This window comes from Glaciecola sp. KUL10, assembly GCF_003203515.1.
GTDB lineage: Bacteria > Pseudomonadota > Gammaproteobacteria > Enterobacterales > Alteromonadaceae > Glaciecola.
Map to the genome: position 1 here is coordinate 467,446 of NZ_BGNG01000001.1, position 17,670 is coordinate 485,115.

At 38.5% G+C, this 17,670-nt stretch carries 13 protein-coding genes; 6 read left to right on the top strand and 7 right to left on the bottom strand.

All coding sequences use genetic code 11. The features are described 5' to 3' along the window. Nucleotides 1-796 precede the first annotated feature (796 nt). Entirely contained in the window at nucleotides 797-1,540 is a 744-nt protein-coding gene (locus tag KUL10_RS02200) for an inovirus Gp2 family protein (RefSeq protein ID WP_110427258.1), read from the top strand. Here the strand turns inward: KUL10_RS02200 and KUL10_RS02205 are convergent. Together KUL10_RS02205 and radC are read right to left on the bottom strand one after the other, a co-directional pair. Then, on the bottom strand, nucleotides 1,521-2,081 hold the full coding sequence (locus KUL10_RS02205) for a tyrosine-type recombinase/integrase (RefSeq protein ID WP_110427259.1): 561 nt from the start codon (nucleotides 2,079-2,081) through the stop codon (nucleotides 1,521-1,523). The genes KUL10_RS02200 and KUL10_RS02205 overlap by 20 nt on opposite strands. A gap of 141 nt (nucleotides 2,082-2,222) precedes the next feature. Then, nucleotides 2,223-2,699 carry a DNA repair protein RadC gene (gene radC, locus KUL10_RS02210; RefSeq protein ID WP_110427260.1) on the bottom strand — a complete coding sequence of 159 codons (477 nt, stop codon included), beginning with the start codon at nucleotides 2,697-2,699 and terminating at the stop codon, nucleotides 2,223-2,225. Between the two features lie 442 nt (nucleotides 2,700-3,141). Here radC and KUL10_RS02215 point away from each other — a divergent pair, with 442 nt between their 5' ends. The 5 genes from KUL10_RS02215 to KUL10_RS02235 all read left to right on the top strand — a co-directional run bounded on the left by KUL10_RS02215 (nucleotide 3,142) and on the right by KUL10_RS02235 (nucleotide 8,288). Continuing rightward, the gene (locus tag KUL10_RS02215; protein WP_110427261.1) at nucleotides 3,142-3,324 is read left to right on the top strand and encodes an AlpA family transcriptional regulator; all 183 of its coding nucleotides are present in this window, start codon (nucleotides 3,142-3,144) and stop codon (nucleotides 3,322-3,324) included. Nucleotides 3,325-3,779: 455 nt separating this feature from the next. Continuing rightward, entirely contained in the window at nucleotides 3,780-5,462 is a 1,683-nt protein-coding gene (locus KUL10_RS02220; protein WP_110427262.1) for a MotA/TolQ/ExbB proton channel family protein, read from the top strand. Between the two features lie 8 nt (nucleotides 5,463-5,470). After that, the gene (locus KUL10_RS02225; protein ID WP_110427263.1) at nucleotides 5,471-6,175 is read left to right on the top strand and encodes an OmpA family protein; all 705 of its coding nucleotides are present in this window, start codon (nucleotides 5,471-5,473) and stop codon (nucleotides 6,173-6,175) included. Further along, nucleotides 6,172-7,281, top strand: a complete 1,110-nt coding sequence (locus KUL10_RS02230; protein WP_110427264.1) for an HNH endonuclease — start codon at nucleotides 6,172-6,174, stop codon at nucleotides 7,279-7,281. The genes KUL10_RS02225 and KUL10_RS02230 overlap by 4 nt, the downstream gene beginning before the upstream one ends. Before the next feature lie 134 nt (nucleotides 7,282-7,415). Continuing rightward, nucleotides 7,416-8,288, top strand: coding sequence for a hypothetical protein (locus KUL10_RS02235; RefSeq protein WP_110427265.1), 873 nt, complete (start codon nucleotides 7,416-7,418; stop codon nucleotides 8,286-8,288). A 92-nt stretch (nucleotides 8,289-8,380) separates the two neighbouring features. Here the strand turns inward: KUL10_RS02235 and KUL10_RS02240 are convergent, their stop codons facing one another. From KUL10_RS02240 to KUL10_RS02260, 5 genes are read right to left on the bottom strand one after another with little or no spacing between them, the layout of a single operon-like run. After that, the gene (locus tag KUL10_RS02240; protein WP_110427266.1) at nucleotides 8,381-9,127 is read right to left on the bottom strand and encodes a M48 family metallopeptidase; all 747 of its coding nucleotides are present in this window, start codon (nucleotides 9,125-9,127) and stop codon (nucleotides 8,381-8,383) included. Next, nucleotides 9,127-12,276, bottom strand: coding sequence for a type I restriction endonuclease subunit R (locus tag KUL10_RS02245; protein ID WP_110427267.1), 3,150 nt, complete (start codon nucleotides 12,274-12,276; stop codon nucleotides 9,127-9,129). The genes KUL10_RS02240 and KUL10_RS02245 overlap by 1 nt, the downstream gene beginning before the upstream one ends. Further along, entirely contained in the window at nucleotides 12,269-14,308 is a 2,040-nt protein-coding gene (locus KUL10_RS02250) for a DUF262 domain-containing protein (protein ID WP_110427268.1), read from the bottom strand. Before KUL10_RS02250 ends, KUL10_RS02245 begins: the two co-directional genes overlap by 8 nt. Beyond that, nucleotides 14,301-15,740 carry a DUF262 domain-containing protein gene (locus KUL10_RS02255; protein ID WP_199509173.1) on the bottom strand — a complete coding sequence of 480 codons (1,440 nt, stop codon included), beginning with the start codon at nucleotides 15,738-15,740 and terminating at the stop codon, nucleotides 14,301-14,303. Before KUL10_RS02255 ends, KUL10_RS02250 begins: the two co-directional genes overlap by 8 nt. Before the next feature lie 40 nt (nucleotides 15,741-15,780). After that, nucleotides 15,781-17,670, bottom strand: a complete 1,890-nt coding sequence (locus tag KUL10_RS02260) for an ATP-dependent helicase (protein ID WP_110427269.1) — start codon at nucleotides 17,668-17,670, stop codon at nucleotides 15,781-15,783.

Consider the following 17,670-nt stretch of genomic DNA (forward strand, 5'->3'; position numbering starts at 1 on the left):
GAGCGAGAAACTACTAGATTCTTGCAGTTTAACCCTCTCTGCACTCACTTTAGTTCAACATACAAGTGGATAACAAAATCTGTACACTGTTTTTTAGCTAGCTTATCAGCTTTTGCTGGTTTTAAGCATCTAAACACTCTCTCCATTAGGCTACAATACCAACGGTTCCTGCGCGTCCTCATTCTTCACGCCATGTGATAACGCCATAGCCGCTGTCTGAACTTACGCACTCCATATTGAAAACCTTGGTCGTTTTGGAATAAGCACACTTTGTAGCTCACCACGTTAACCATATACCATATCTAACACTTTTGATGCTAACTCTGAGTTAGGTTTCTTTGATAGACCCAAACCGATTACTCTGCGCGCACATATCTCGATGCCGACAGTAGCATAGTGGCAATTACCAACAGTCCTTCAATAGGTAATGTCAACTTACCAAGCTTAAAAAGGCTACCTTTGCACAAACTGCCGATTTAACAAATTAGGGATGCCCGGTCGCTCAACTTTTTATTGTTTGTAAGTATGTTTGCCGAGCTTCTTGTTTGTCAGAACGGGCTCTTTCCTAAGTTCATCAACCTAAAGATTGCCTTTAACGCTACTTCGGTAGACATCAATCAGTTCAGCAACAATCTTCGACTAACTTTTTATCTTGTTTTGAACGAAAAAGCCCGTATTTACAGCGATTCTCAAATCAAAAGATACCACAATAGCTCAGGTAAAGGGGAATCTATACGTAATTTATAACCGAGACTTATACCCATTGTATGAACCTAATTAAAATCAGGAAACTACAATGAATAAAAAAATAGTAACGGGTGGGAAATGGATGACTCAACCAATAATGAACATACACAATGGTTCTTACGACAATATCTTACAACGCATTGATGAACTTCTAATCTATACGTCTAAGCGATATTCAAAAGTACTGACTATCCAAGGTATCTTGCATCTTCCTGATAGTTATAACTATAACGATACTGAACTCATTACACGATTCTTTAAATCGCTGAATGAGAAACTCAATTATCAGTATTCGAAAGCCCTACGTAATGGTAAGCATGCCAACTGCCCTGGGATGGAGTATATTTGGGTGAGAGAAGTAGGTAGTGACAGCCGTTCAGCTGGTAAGCCTCATTATCATTTTTGTATATTCCTCAATGGTCATGCTTATTCTAGACTTGGGATCTATTGTCCAGAACAACAAACGCTATTTAGCAAAATAGTCCATTCTTGGCAGAGCGCACTTGAAACCAAATTTTTATACACACCGTTTGTATTTAGTCCGTCTTTAGTTACATTTACTAAGAATGGTCAAACGCGCTTGGAACGTTATGATAGGAATAGCAAAGACTCTTTAAACCTTGAGTACACAAATGAATACCGAAGACTCTTTTTTCGGCTAAGCTATTTTGCGAAAGTAAATACCAAAACCAATAATGATGGCATCCGAAACTTTGGGTCGTCTCGGATACCAAGAGATTATGAAGTCGTAAGTCGAGACACAGGACAGTATGCTACAGGACAAGGTGTCTAAAATCCGCATCAATATCCTGCTGAGTAATCCCTATATATCGAAGGGTCTGCGCCTCAGAGGAGTGCCTAAGCATCCTCATTACGCGAGCAATATCATTCGTTTGTTTGTAAAGATGATAACCTCTAGTCTTTCGCATTGAATGTGTACCAAGGACAATACCCAGCTCCTGCCCTACTTCCTTAAACGCTTTGGAGACAATTCGTCGAGACAATGGACGGGGCTGTTTATTGATTACGAAGCGACTACGATGAGACTGAAACACGTAGTCATGAGTCGGGTGTGTTGTTTTAATGCGTTTTATAATCTCAAACGCTCGTTGGTTAAGCAGAATATGAGCTAGCTTTCCAGTTTTACATTCACGTAACACAAGCTTATCTTCGTTGATATCTTCAAATCGAATTGACAGTAAATCAGATATTCTTAATGCTACATTTACACCGACGTCCCACACGTCTGCTATCTGTTGCCCATAGCGTTTTGATAGCAATATGCTCATTAATTTAATGGTGTTAAGATCTTTAATAGCGTGAACTTCAGACATGTTAAGTACCGATTTTTTCAAAATATTGATGAAACGGGAACTTAATGGCGCATCAGCACATCAAGCCCGCATTTTTAAGGGGATGTAATGTTCCCAAAATGGTAAATTGGGAACAATGATATTGACTTTAAATTTATTGTTCTATATCAGCCCTCTTTGTGCCATAGAAACACATGTCTCACCCACTATGATGTGATCTAACAAGGGCACATCAATAAGACTAATCGCATTTTTAATGCGCTCAGTGATTTGTATATCTGCCTGTGAAGGCTCAGGTACACCTGAAGGATGGTTGTGTGAGATGATAATCGCGGCAGCGTTAGTCTCAATAATAGTCTTGACAATTTCTCTCGGGTAGACGGCGGCGCAGTTCACCGTCCCAAAAAACATATTGCGGTACTCAATCAATCTGTGTTGACTGTCCAAGCACATTACTGCAAAGACTTCGCGTTGCTCATTTCCCAATTTTATTGATAAAAATTGTACTGTATCCTCTGCTGAGGTAAACGCATCACCCCCAAAATGTCGCTTTGACAAAATCTCTGCTGCTTGTTCTAGTACCTGATGTTCATTACTTTGTCGTATCTGTGCCGTTAAATGACTTTGCTTATCGTTCATTTTTTTAAAATCTCCTACTTTTAACAACTTAAGCTCATAAAAAAGCCTTCCATCAAGGGAAGGCTGTGTTCTGTCGATGTTTACCCCTTTGCTCTATCTTTTGCATATTTCAATCCCGCTACCACACCCAAAACAAAACAGTGTACTAAGGGGTTAATGCTTCCAACTATCTGCATGACATCGACTCCTGATAATAGTTAAACGCTTCAACCCCTGTAATAAATCCAAGAGCAAATACTATTGGCATAATTAATATCCTTTATTTAAAACAAGCTATTGCTTGGCACTTGCATGATTGCTTATGCATGTAAGTGATATAGGTCTCAAAATTTATCGGTTGACTAAGTTTTTCAAGTCATTCGTGAACTGCATCTTTTGTGAATACATGTAAAAAGATACAAGGATGACTTATCTCATGAAGTAACCAAACAAGGTCAGTGTCATGAGATTAATCAGATTGAAAGAAGTCATTTACAAGTGCGGGTTAGGAAAGTCTACCATTTATAAGTACATTGCCAACGACGCATTCCCAAAACCTCTAGCACTTGGTGACAAAGCAGTTGCGTGGCTTGAAAGTGAGATTGATGAATGGATTATTGATAAAATTAAGAAGAGGCAATTATAACACCTTGTAACGAAAGCTTAGTTGGCGAAGAGCTTATGAATTATTTGCAAGATCTAGCTACACACAACACTAGTGGTTAAAGTATCAAAAACAGTTTAACCACTAGCAAATTCGGCTGGAGCACATAAGTAATTTTGTGTTTGCTGAAATTAATTGATACCAGACTTATCATGTTATCGCGTTGAAAAAGATATGGAGGTTGACCCTACTGTAGTCTAAGTGGACGTTTGTAAAAATAGATGGTTTAAACCGTTCAGGGTTGGCTTAACTTTTGTTTATAACTCTTTTTAAATTTTAAGCCTGTACATGTGGGCAGCAAACTACTAAAGTATAAAAAGATAGATTCAAGGATCGAATAAGTCTCTACAGCCTAGTTGAATAAATAGCCCTAATTAAGCTTAGTCTCCCCTGAATGTATTGATTAAAGATTACTTATAAATACTTTAGGAATTCACATGCTATCCCCTTTTTTAGAAGCTTTATTGAGAGGTGCCGACGCCTCTACATTAACCGACGTTTTTTTGTTTTTGTTAATAGTATTGTTTACCCTATCTTTGTTCTGGAAAAGCAGGGATAAACATGCAGCTTTTACTAGCTATACTCCAACACTATTAACCTCATTGGGTATCCTTGGAACATTTACGGGAATAATTTCAGGACTACTCGATTTCAACACCAACGATATTGACGCTAGCATAGGACCACTATTATCTGGTTTGAAAACAGCCTTCATCACAAGTTTAGCTGGGATGTTGTTATCAATCGCGTACAAGTTAATTGTATCAGCTGGCTTTTTTAGCAAGGTAAATGATGCGGGTGTAAACGAATCAGAGATAGATATATCTGACCTTTATCAAGTTATGAAACAACAAGCTGATGGTATTCAAGACTTAAAAAAATCGATAAACGAAAACGATGAAACTAGCCTCGTTGGACAATTCAAACTTCTGAGGTCCGACATTAATGATAGTCAAAAACTTACCAACCAGCACCTTCAACAAGCAAATGAATCCCTGTTGAGTTTAGTTGATCTTTCAAACCAGCAACATCAGCGTTTTAAAGATTTCGAAGAGCGTCTGTGGATCAAACTTCAAGATTTTGCAGATATGTTATCAAAGTCCGCTACAGAACAGGTCATTGAAGCACTAAAGGAAGTTATTCAAGATTTCAATAATCATTTAGTTGAACAGTTTGGAGAAAACTTTAAGCAGCTAAACGAAGCTGTAATGAAATTAGTTGTATGGCAAGAAAACTATAAAGAGCAACTGTCTGAGATGAAAATTCAGTACGACCAAGGAGTACTTGCAATAACTAAAACAGAGGAGTCCGTAAGCAATATAAGTACTGACGCTAAAGTCATTCCAGAAACAATGAACAATCTTAAAACCGTTATGGAAGTAAATCAGCAACAAATTAGTGAATTAGATCGCCACCTTGAAGCCTTTAAAGATATAAGAGACAAAGCTGTAGAGGCTGTTCCTGAGATAAAAGGTCAAATAGAGATGGCTATTGCGGGTGCAAAAGAAGCTAACGACAAGCTTGCCTCAGGTATAAATGAAAGTACCGATCATATAAAACTAGCCATAGTCGAAAGTGCTGACAATTATAGAGATGCAGTAGACAAGACGCGAGGGGCACTAACTGAATCAGCGCAAACCACGGCGAACTCTAGCTCTGAAATAAAAGAGACATTCTCAGCCGCTGTACAAGATATTAACACCAATGTGCGTGAGCTTATTGGTGAACTTCAGGATGGTAGTAAATCGTTAACCGCGAACTACAAAGAAGCTAGCACACAGATGATGTCCGACACGAAGGCTGTCAGTACATCTTTTAGCGCCGATATGGAAAACATGAAGTCTGCTCTGTCTAGAACAATAGAAGAGCAAGCGACAGAACATAAAAAACAAGCTGATAAGGTATTCTCTGGCCTAGAGAGAAGCATTGAAGAGGCGCTTTCACAAACAGGTGAATCTGTTCAAAAGCAAGTGGCTATGATCGACCAAACGATGGGCCAGGAAATAGAAAAAGTGATGCAATCTATGGGAAGCGCTTTAGTTTCCATAAGCGGTAAATTCACTGATGACTATTCTAAGCTTGTTAGGCAAATGTCTGATATCGTAAAACAGCAAGGATAGTGCTTTAAATGAGTAATTTATTCGACGCAAAACATGACGAACAAGAAGAGTCGCATTGGCTCTCTGTATCTGACCTAATGGCAGGCTTGATGATGGTCTTTCTTTTTATTGCTATTGCGCTGATGCGCAATGCATTTGCTGAAAGAGATAAGATTAAGCAGGTAGCAGTAGCTTACCAAGAAAATCAAGTAGCTATTTATGACGCCCTTACAGCCGAATTTGCGGGTGACTTAGAAAGCTGGAACGCCGACATAGATGAAAATACATTGACCTTCACATTTAAAGCACCGGAAGTTTTATTTAAAACTGGTGAAGCTGACATCAGTGTTCAATATCAAAAATTACTAAATGAGTTTTTCCCCAGATATATGTCGGTGTTAAGACCTTTTCAGAGTTCAATAAACGAAGTTCGCATTGAGGGCCATACGAGTAGTGTTTGGAGCGCAAACTGCATTAACGAATGCGCATACTTTAGAAACATGCGTTTATCACAAGGACGAACGCGAAGTGTCCTTGAATATATATACACCCTCAATTCAAGTATCCCAGATTTGCCATGGATTACAAAACATATAGCAGCGGTTGGTTTATCATCTTCAAAAATAATCAAAGATGGAGAAGTAGAAAATAAAGCCAAATCTCGGCGTGTTAGCTTCAGAGTGATCACCAACGCAGATATACAAATTAAACGGATATTACAAGAATCAACATGAAACTTAATGTAGATTTAAAAAACTTGTGGGCTAAAGTTGACGAGATGCGAGCAGAATACGTTGCGTTCGATGTTAGTGACGTATGGCACGATAGTGATATTGAATTTGATGATCAACTGAGTTCTTCGGGCATTGAAATTGACTTAGATGATATAGAATCCGAGGAAGGTCTTCTTAGTGTAAGAGGTAGACAGGTTTTACTTTTTATACCAGACCATGCTTTTAAAGTAGAGAAAGCTCTACTTAATGGACAACAGGGCAACAAATTTCATGTAGCTGATTGCACAACTTTGGAAACAATGAAGAAGCAAAACCGCTTTAATAGATATAAAGTAACGAACAATATGTCTGGAAGATTTGAAATATATGGTACATCAGAAATAAACTTGCCGCTTGAAGGGATTACTCAATTACACGTCTGTAAAAATTGCATCAATCAACTTAACTACAAAGGCATAGCAAACGCTAGCGTGTCAGAGAGAAACAAACTTGTAGAAAACTTTGACCTTGAAGAATTCTTCACCACTTACAGCTCTTTATTTAAAAGACTACCAAGAGAATTAGCCTCAAATAAGACGAAAGGTTATAGCGATGACTGGGAAAAAACATCATCAAAAGTAAGAGCTTCAGTAGGCTACCAATGCCAACACTGTGAAGTAAACTTATCATCAGATAAACGATTGCTTCATGTTCATCATAGAAACGGCGTAAAGTCAGATAACTCAGCACATAACCTAATAGCGCTTTGCGCTGATTGCCACCGCAAAGAGCCCTATCACGGTCATATGTTTGTAAAGCATTCCGATACTCAAAGAATAAATGAATTACGGGCGATGCAGAATGTTTATGCGTCTTGTGATTGGAATACTGTTTTCAAAAAGGCCGATCCGTCTGTTCATGGAATCTTAGAGCATTGCAAAGTTAAAGGATATACTGCTCCAGAGGTAGCTTATTCTTTACCTAACAATCCAAATTCAAAAGCTCTTGAGCTTGCTTGGACAAAAAGAAGATTTGGAGTTGTGCTAAGCGACCCAATAGTGGTAGATGGTTGGCATATATTGTCACTGGCTGATGCACTAGAGTATTTTGCGCAGCGTAAAAAATAATAATTACAAGTTGTTGCTTTTTGATTTTAGTCTAAACAACATAGATATCATCTAACTCTGATACGGTATAGATTATTTTAGCTCTAACCGACAAACAAGATTCAATTAACTGTCAAGTTTAAAAAGGACTTTTAGTGAAAACTGAGCATAAAAGAACAAAGCGACTGCTAGATAAATATAGAAAGTTTGAAATCGAAATAAATCAGGCTCTTCTTGCTCTTGAAAAAACAAGCAAACTGGTTGGACTTACTACATATGTTATTTTAAATCTTCTATCTTTTCTAATTGCGCTGCTAATTGGGTGTGAACTCGCTCAAAATCAAAAAGTAATGAACGAATTATCGAAATTTTCATTAGCTTCGAAACTAATTGATCCATCTATGTATGTATTTGAGACTGCTCTGCTAATGCTATCGACGGTATTGATTTGCTTATCTATATACTTCTACCTATTGTCCAAGGCAACACACCTACTAAAAGGTAAGCTACGTTTCCCATTAAATCGTTGGTTAAAATACTATGATTACTCTAAGCATTTTGTATTTTTACCTGTAATTATCTTTATAAATGCATTTTCAGTACGGCTGTCATTTATAGCCGGAGTTTGTCTAGGAATCGTAGCATACATGCCGGGCGTCAGCACAGAAAACTGCATTGAAACGCTACCTCAAACTACTGCGTGCGTTATCGAAAGTAACTACTTATACTTGAGGAAGTATATAACTTATTTGGTAGCATTTGTTGTTGGCATTTTTCTATTAGCTGCTTTTTATAGGTTTACTATCAAAATATCTTTGTTGCATAAAGACTCTAATCGTAATGCTATTCAGCAGAAATTTTATGACTTACAGCTTAAAATTGCGTCAAATATGACCTACTCCAAAAACTTGAGTATCGTTTTCATTCTTTTAAGCGTAATGCTCTATATTGTCGCAACAATGATCGGAATAAATGAAAAGGTAGATTTGTTCAAACAAGCTGCACAAATAATTAATCCCGTTGTCTGAGTTAACTGCTTCGTTGAAGGTAAGGTATCCCCCTAAAGTCAATTGCCTTATTTATCAATCAATTTCTTGTTGCCCAAAGAGTCAGTAATTTTTCAATAACTCCAATCCTCATAAGCGAGAGGTAAGCTATTAAGTAAATTTCTGCGCTCTCGCCAATTAGGCATATGTTTGTCCATTATAGAACGGAACCTTTCGTTGTGATGGCGTTCTAGCAAATGAACTAGTTCGTGGACTAGAATGAACTCAATACATTCAGGTGGCTTCTTAGCGAGTTCTAGATTTAGCCATATACGCTTTCCCTGAACATTGCAGCTTCCCCATTTCGTTTTCATTTTTCTGATATTAAGAGAACTTGCACTTACACCCAGCTTTTTTTCCCATTGCGGTACCAGTTTTTTCAGTAAACGCTGTATTTCATTCCGATAAAAACGGTTAACCAGTTTGAGTTTGTTGTCGGCAGATGTGTTTTCTGAAACGGCCAACACTAAATTGCCATTGCCTTTCGCAGTAACACTATACTTGCCTTTTGCATCAACAAGCTTTAAACGATATTTATTGCCCCACAAATAGTGGCATTCACCATTAACCATTTCTCGTATCGATTGGCGTTCTTGGCCTACAAAATCAGCTTTCTGTTTTTTAATCCACGCAAACTTATTAACAATAGCCAGCCTTACCTTTTGTTCGCTCGTATCGTTAGGAATAGACAAGCGTACTTTGCCATTAGGCGGCAATACACTTAGGTGAATGTTTTTGATGGCTCTTCGATTTAGCTCTACATCAATGTCCCCAATGCGAACCACTTCAATACTTTGAATATTACCTTTGGTATGGCGCACTAACGATATTCCTTCTGAGCCTTAATCAGCTCCATTACTTCAACAATATTGACCTCATAACCTGCTGCTTCTTGTCTAACTGCATTGGCTATTTCACGCTCTTTAAACCTGTCCCCAAGCCAATCTGCTTTTTTAGTGTACCGTACAGCAGTATCAATCTTAGTAGTGAGCACTTCATCGTTACCAAAGTTATCATATATTGCTTGCTTGGCTGGCGTATCAACAGATTCAGGGTAGCTTATTGTGCTATTTTCCGTTGGATTAATCACTTTCTTTGCTAGTGCTTTAATCTGCTCTAAATACTCTTGGTAGCTAATAGCTAGCTCTCTTCGTTGCTTAATGATTTCATCAAGTAATGCAGCCATACTGTCGAAGTACTTTGGGTTAACTGGGTTCTCATCAACGATAGTTTTTCTGACGTTATTTTCAATGGCTTCAGCCATCGCATCTTCACTGTTACGTAAACCTTCAGGTAAACCTTCTAAGCCTTCACCGTTGTTGTTTACCACTAGATCAATCAAGCCCAACTCTTCAAAATCCATAAGTCGTTCACTGTCATCAGCTCGAATATACATATCCAATAGATGACGCATAGCTGGCTCAAAACGTTTCATTTCAAGTAAATCACCACTGGCGAGCTTAACTTCGTCGCGAACCTTTTCGAAGTACGCCACTTCTTTCTTAGTATTTTCAGCTTCTTCAAAGGAGTAGCCCGCCTGCTCCATTTCATTAGCGAGATTAGTGTAAGCACGAATCAACTTAGCGACTGATTGATAAAGTGTTAAACGTAACGCTTCTTTTTCAGTGCGCTCATTTTCATCTTTAGGTTCAATACCAGACTCACCACAAAAATAATGGATAAAATCTTTAGTATCTCTGGGAGCCTTCACTGGTTCACATAAAGCTCGCACTGCTTCAAGCGCGTTATCTAAATCAGCACGAGATTCTTGCAAGCGATCCTTTAAAAGCCCTTTAACATCGTCAGCATCGTAACCATCAAACGCTTCAGCTGTATAATCTTTAATTGCTTTATCAAGTGAACGGAACAAGTCTTTGTAGTCGATAATGTAACCGTAGTCCTTATCTTCACCATCTAACCGGTTTACACGGCAGATCGCTTGGAAAAGGCTATGATCAGCCATCTTTTTATCAATATAAAGATAAGTTGCTGAAGGAGCGTCAAAGCCAGTAAGCAGCTTATCTACAACTATCAGTAGACGCATTTGCCCCGGCTCTTCGATAAAGCGTTTCTTAACGACTTTTTCGAACTCTTCAACACGCTTAGCGGCTTCCTCTTCACTTTGCTCGAAGTATTCAGCTAACATCTTGCGGTAGGTGTCGTATTTGAAAAGCTTTTCAGTTAATCCCTCACCTGACTCTTCACCTTTTATAGAGCTTGTGGCAGGCTGATAACTTGTTACTACTGCACACTTCCCTGCAAGGTCAGTTTTACCAAACAAATCAAAAACCACACATGCTTGATGGACGCTGGCGCAAACTAGCATGGCATTACCTCTACCAGACATCAGCGAAGGTTTGATTTCCATGTCCATTAAGATGTCGCTAACAATTTGCTCTAAGCGAGATTTACTGGAAAGCACTTTTTGCATGGTGCCCCATTTTTGTTTGAGCTGCATTTTAGCTAGGTTAGATAAGCCTTTAGTTTTAGCTTCAAACCATTGATCAACTTTTTTCTCTGAGGTTAAATGCTGATCAATATCTCTCGCTTCATAACGAAGGTCCAGCACCACACCATCACTCACTGCTTCATCAAATTTGTAGGTGTGAATATAAGGACCAAACACTTCCAAGGACTTCTTCTTGTCTTTTTTCATCAGTGGCGTACCCGTAAAACCTATAAACATAGCTTTAGGTAAAATCGCCTTCATTGCTTCATGTAGCTTACCTGACTGAGTTCGATGACATTCATCGACAAACACAAACAAGTTACCTTTTGCAGTAAAGTCGCTTGGTAGGTTTTTAGTCAAAGCTTCAAGGTAGTCTTTTGTTGCTACATCATCGTCTTCTTCTGTGACTGCTTCCCCATTTCTGCCAAATTTATGAACAAGTGAACAGAATAACCAAGGATTCGATTGGTTGAGCGTCGCGACTAAATCATGCCCACTCTTAGTACGATATATGTCTTCATCAACACCAGAAAATACTTTTTCTATTTGTTCGTCTAATTCAGTTCGGTCAGTAACAATAAGCACCCGTGAATCCGTTACGTTTTCACGTATCCACTTGGCAAGCCAAACCATCGTCAAGCTTTTGCCTGAACCTTGCGTGTGCCAAATAATACCATCATCGCGTGTTTTAACATGTTTCTGCGCAGCTTGGATGCCGAAGTATTGATTGTGTCGACATGTTTTCTTCACCCCAGCGTCAAACACAATAAAGTCGTGGATTAGTTGCAGGAAGCGCTGCTTATCACACAATTGCGCGATATGAGTATCGAGTAAGTTTTCTGTTTTTATATCGTGTGCTGGCAGTGGATTGGGGTTTTCTTTTCCGCTACATTCTTTCCATTCAAGGTAATATTTTTCTGACGTTTCAATTGTGCCGTAACGGGCACCTTGGGTGTCATTACCTGCCATTACAAACTGCATAGTAGTAAAGAAATTTCGAATAAAGGCTTTCTTTTGATTGTCTAGGTTTTGGCGTATACCTTCGCTAACTGATACTGAAGAGCGTTTTAATTCAATTACACCAAGTGCAATACCATTAACGTAGATAACGATATCAGGGCGCTTTTTCAATTCACCTTTTATGGTGACTTCTTCAGCAATAGCAAAATCATTGACCTCAGGGTTTTCCCAGTCAATTAGCCAAACAGTTTGGTTTTGCTCACCTGCTCCTTCTTTTTCTTTTACACCGTATCGAAGTAAACGATACACTTCTTTGTTTGCATCAAAGAGTTTTTTACCTTCACCAAGAGCTGCGGCGGTATCGAGTTGGCGTAATGTGCGGGCAATTAGTGAATCAGAATTCCCACGAGCTTTTAGCCATTTAGTAAGTAGGTCTTTTTCAAGATTGCTATTACCTTCACGATATTCCCAATTGCCTAGATAGTCGTAATCAAGCTGTTCTTGAAAAAACCTAACCACGCGGTTTTGGGTTTTTCGTTCTAATTGACCGACATTACTCATCGTCTAATTCCTTTTTCGAGTCGTTAACGAATACCATTAACATTCTTTGTTCATGCTCGGCTATTTGAGTTTCAGTCCACTCGTTAGCAGTATTCATCAGCTTAATCATTTCATACAGTTTTAGGGTGTCGATGCTTTTATCAGCAATGGCGGCTTTAAAATGATCGCGTTTAGCAGTTGGTTGTACGTTACTCAATTTTGAATTTTTACTGTGACTTATCAGACACAAATTTCCGAATCGATGTAGGTCAGCCTCGGCTAATACACGGTGCCCATCAAGTGGATGCTGAGGATAAAAGTGTTCAACAGAGCTTCGGAAAGTAAATTCAAACTGATTAATTACATCATCTTTTTTGTTTTGAACGCTATCACACCACAACAAATAATCGAGATAGTTAAACACTAGGTTATTTTCAATAACGCCATAATGCAGCCTAGCCATTGCGCTCTGGTTACTTAAATCAAATGTAAAATATCTCTCGTTTTGATAAATCATTTGAAAGTAATCAGAAGGTGATTCACTTAAAAAGCGTCCATATACAAATTGGCGAGCTAAGTGTTCGAGCTTCTGTAAATACAGACGAGGCGTAATTTCATCCATATTGAATAAATGAAACAATGCACCATTTAACCAGTGTTTATAGACCAGTGTCGGAGTAGAGACATGTAATGCACTTAACAACATTAAGATCTGACGATTATTACCTTCAAAACCTTCTTCGCTTTCTAAGTCATCGTTATCATTAAACGTATTGATATAACTTTGGCTATCTTTATTGTAAAAATGAAGCCTCTTCAAGCTCCACTTATTTGTGCCATCACTAAATTCACGTTTAATGATGAACTGGTCGAAAAGGTATTTGCACTTGAGTAAGGCAAATACAAACTCTTTAACAGCATTAACTTTGTAATTGCTGTTTTCTTTTAAATAGGCATCAAACTGCTCTAGCAAACGCTTATCATCTAATGCGATATCCTGCTTTGTTATCACTCTCAAAACATGCAGTAAGAAGTTAGAAAAATTAATAACGCTATTAAAACGCTCTGGTGTTAGCGTTACATCTGCACTAGAAGAAGACTGAGGTGGCTTAGCTAATATCTCATTGAGGGTCAGCGATATGGTTTTAGTGAATTCGCTGTTTTGAGTGGTTGCCTCGTCAATACTTACAGCTAAATCAGTGTAGCACCTTGGTGTAAATTGCCCCCAATCGTCTTTACCAAAAATAAGGTGCCTTTCTTCTGGGCTAAAGCCATATTGAACGTAACGCTCCATATTCGCTGTTGCGTCCCATACTTTACTGAGTAGCTGTGTACTCTGTTCGCGCTCATCGGGGTCAGTAATTTCATTTAGTACCGACATTAATCTTGCTTTGACTACTTCGTGCTTCTCTAGCTGCTCACCACGATTATTCATTACCTCAAAATAATGATTTAAGTCAGTATCCTTAGGCACTGATACACGCACTATTTCTACTTTTTCGAACAGGTATTCGCAGAAAACTTCTAGCTTATCACCCAGAGCCAATAAACCTTTTTCAAGTAACAAGAATCCATTTACGACATCTAGGTTATAGTCGTCAGTTTTTAAGTGTTCTAATGCAACACCTTGAATTAGGCTAGCAAAGGTATCTGATGATTTTGGTCTGCTTTCAAAATTGAGATTGGCTGCATAGTACCAGCCCATGTCAACCGTCGATTTGTTAGTACAAGATAAGCGCTTAAGTGCAAAAGCTAATAAAGTGAGCGTGGTAAAACGTTGCTGCCCATCAATCACTTCAAAGCTGCCATCTTTACGCTCAAAAACTACCAGTGTGCCAATATAATAGGTTTGATTAGGTTTACTTTGCTGAAAGTCTAATACGTCTTGGATTAACTGGTTGATTTCACCTTCACCCCACGCATAGTTACGTTGGTACATTGGGACTAAATAGCGGCTTGTATCACAAAGTAATACTTTAACGCTAAAGCTGGTGATTGCTTTACTTGCAGTTCCATCATTGTTTTGCAGGTATGATGCTTGCGTATTACTCATAGTACTTCATGTCCTTAAACAGCTTTGTGATCTCACTCAGCTTGGTTCCCTTACAATCAGATACTTTCAATGTGCCTAACGGCCAATTTAAAACATCACTTGGCTGCACCGCTTGTTTTATACGTTCAAATACATTTTGTGTAAGAGCGTGTTTATCCATGCGCTCTATACCCACGACTTGCATTTGTAATCGGCAGCTATATGCCCAAATAAACAGCTTCTCTATAGCTTGCGAGAGCTGATGTGCGCCAAACTTATCTAGATAAAAAATCACTGCACAATCAAATAGAGTACGTATATAACCATCTCCAGTGCGGGTTCGAGAACGGTAGGTGTTTAGAGTATGTAGAATCTTACTGGCTAATGGTTCTAATTCGTGATCCAATATGCGAATAGTTTGGCTTTTGTCTTCACTATTCTTAGCCATTGGTTTGCCACTTCGTTCATCGCTGACTATCTCATGAATCTTATGCTGATAATGGCTGGTCATTTCAAAAAAGCGTCTGCCATTTATGATCATCTGATCTAAATGGAAAGGAAAACGCATATGTTGGTGATCAATATGACGCTGATACTCCCCGTTATAGTTATCAACAAAATGGTGAGCTATGCGAAGGGGTTCTACATAGGGGTATAGTCCAACTTGATCGAGATTCACGCCCTTAAATAAACCGACTTTTGATTTATTAAAATACTGTGCCGATTTACCTTGTGCCCAGTTGCGAATACGGAACAAGTAGTTGGCAAATAGCCGCGCCAACTGTTCACTTTCTAAGCTTTCCCAATGTCGTACCGAGTCAGCTTTAAGTTGACTTTCGCTTTGTGAAAACTCACGTAAGTGAAACGCTTTTAACAAATCATGAGGGTCTAAATCTCGACCTCTGGCATTTTGTGAATCAAAAAACTGAAATGCCTCTGATACATCATCTAGAACAAAGGTCACAACTTCACAACGGTTTAATAAGAAATCGATGTCTGCTTCGGTAAAGTCACTGCGAGCAACAGCACGTTTTGCCGCCATAAAGTTTTGATGCAAATTTCGATGCGAAATATCACTATTAAAGGTTTGCCGCGCTAAAAAACTATTAATAGGCTCAGTAAGTGCGATTAGAGTTTCTCTAACATCTTGCCGTTTTAAACTATTGAGGCGCTCTTCTAACAAGGCTTTTACTAACAGTAATAAGGTTAATGTCCGCTGTTGTCCATCAACAATATCAAGTGCTTCTTTGTCGCTATCTATGTGCTTATGAAATACCACAGATCCCAAGCGGTATGCCGATTTCTCTCGATATACCTTTAAATCACTTAGCAAATCAGCCAAATTTGTTTGAGACCATTTATAAGGGCGTTGATATGCCGGAATGCTCAAGTTTGGCAAAGACAATAGTGCTTTTACCGTTATGATTTCTTTATCGATCTGTTTGCTTATCAAGTTCTTGTCTCAAAACTTGCTTTGCTTAGAATATTCACTTTTATAAATCCCTTATAAATCGAGATGGCGACTGAGATTTAATATCACCCCAAGGCATCGTCCTTTTTTGAGGGTAAGTGATATAAAGCCACCTTTTAGCTCTTGTTACTGCTACAAAAGCGCTGTTTTTCTCTTCTTCTATTTCTTGTAAAGTCTTGGCTCTATAGTCAGGGAAAACGCCCTCAACCATACCAATTAGGAATACAATGTCCTTTTCCAGTCCCTTCATCGTATGAACTGTGCTAAGCGTTATTCCTTCTCCCTGAGCTGTTTCTGCCAATTGCCCTAGAGCAAACGCATTTCTAAATGCTTGTAGTGAATTACCAAGCCCCTTTGATTTGAAGCGAGTCCAAGAATTTCTAAATTCTTCTAGCTCAGCTAAGCTACGTTCAATTTCTGGTTTTTTATCTTCTAAGGCTTTATCGTTGGCTAATATATTAAGCTCAGCCACTAATTCTTTGTGAAACTTTGGAATGTTTGGTTCATCAGCATCTAGATTCTGTATTTGAATCAACACTTTTGATTGAAGATCAGAAAACAGTATTTCTGAATTTAGTACATCTTTTGCCCATACACTCAAATAGTCTTCACTACCCCAATCATCAGGTGGGGTTACTTTGAGAATGGCACATAGCTTTTTACCATCAACCCAATCTTTAGGGTTTAGTTTTAGACGAAGTGCAAAATCGAGCACTTTGCCAAATAGCGACGTTGGTTCTGTTTGGCGTTCACCTTTTTTGAAATGGTAAGGTCTATTTTCTTGCTCAAGCTTCTCAGTAATAGCGTTAAATACAAATCGGTTTCTTGCTATTACAACCATATTCTTTAGAGATATTTTTCCTTCAATCTCTGGGTGTATCCCCAGCTTTAACAACTCATTAATTTGGTTAACGACCCATAGTGCTTCATCATATTCATCGTCACACGATTGCTTATGAAACACGCCATTTAACGCCATTTCATGTTCTGTTTGAGAAAGCGGTTTGATTTTATTAGCGACATTAATTACCGCTTTGGTGCTTCGATAATTTTCTGTAAGTTTGTATTGAGTGGGCTGATAATCGTCAACAAATTGAGTTAAGAGATACTTTTCCGATGAACCATTAAACCCATAAATCATTTGGTTAGGATCACCCACCATTAAGATACTTTTAATTTTGTCACCACAAAAAGCGTTTATAAATTCGTATTGGGCTTTGTTAAGATCTTGTGCTTCATCCACACAAATGTGTTTGTATTTTGTACGGTATAAGTCAGCAATCCACTCTTGGGTTAGCAGTAATTTATGGGCGTAGATGAGGATATCATCGTAATCAATACCACCACTTGCTAGCAGTGCATTTTGGTAATCCTGATAAACTTTCCAAACGCCACTTTCTGCACCAAAGCGTTCATCTGCTTCGCCTTGGCTTAGCAGTTCCCTTTTTATTATGGAAAAAGTATCCATATATTTTTGCATGACTTGTTGGCGGTTCTTCTTCTCTCGCGAATCTTCAATGTTGAGATACGTGTCAATATCGACACCTTCATCTCTTAGTGATTGAAGAAACACTTCCATGCGATCTTTATCTCTGTCGTAAATGTGTAACTCAGAAGGTAAGCCGATGGTGTGCCCATATTGCTCCAGTATTCTCTGTGCAACTGAATGAACGGTAGAAATCCAAGTTCGATCTTCAATGTCATCCACTTCAACTAAGCGCTCCTGCATTTCTTCAGCAGCTTTATTAGTAAAAGTAAGGGCAATCACTCTATCTTTTTTGGTATTTTCCAGAATAAACCGAATTCGCTCAGTCAATACTCTTGTTTTACCTGAACCAGCAGATGCTAGTATTTGTATCGGAAATCCGATTTCGCTTTCTACAATTTCCTTTTGTTTGATAGACAAGTTCAT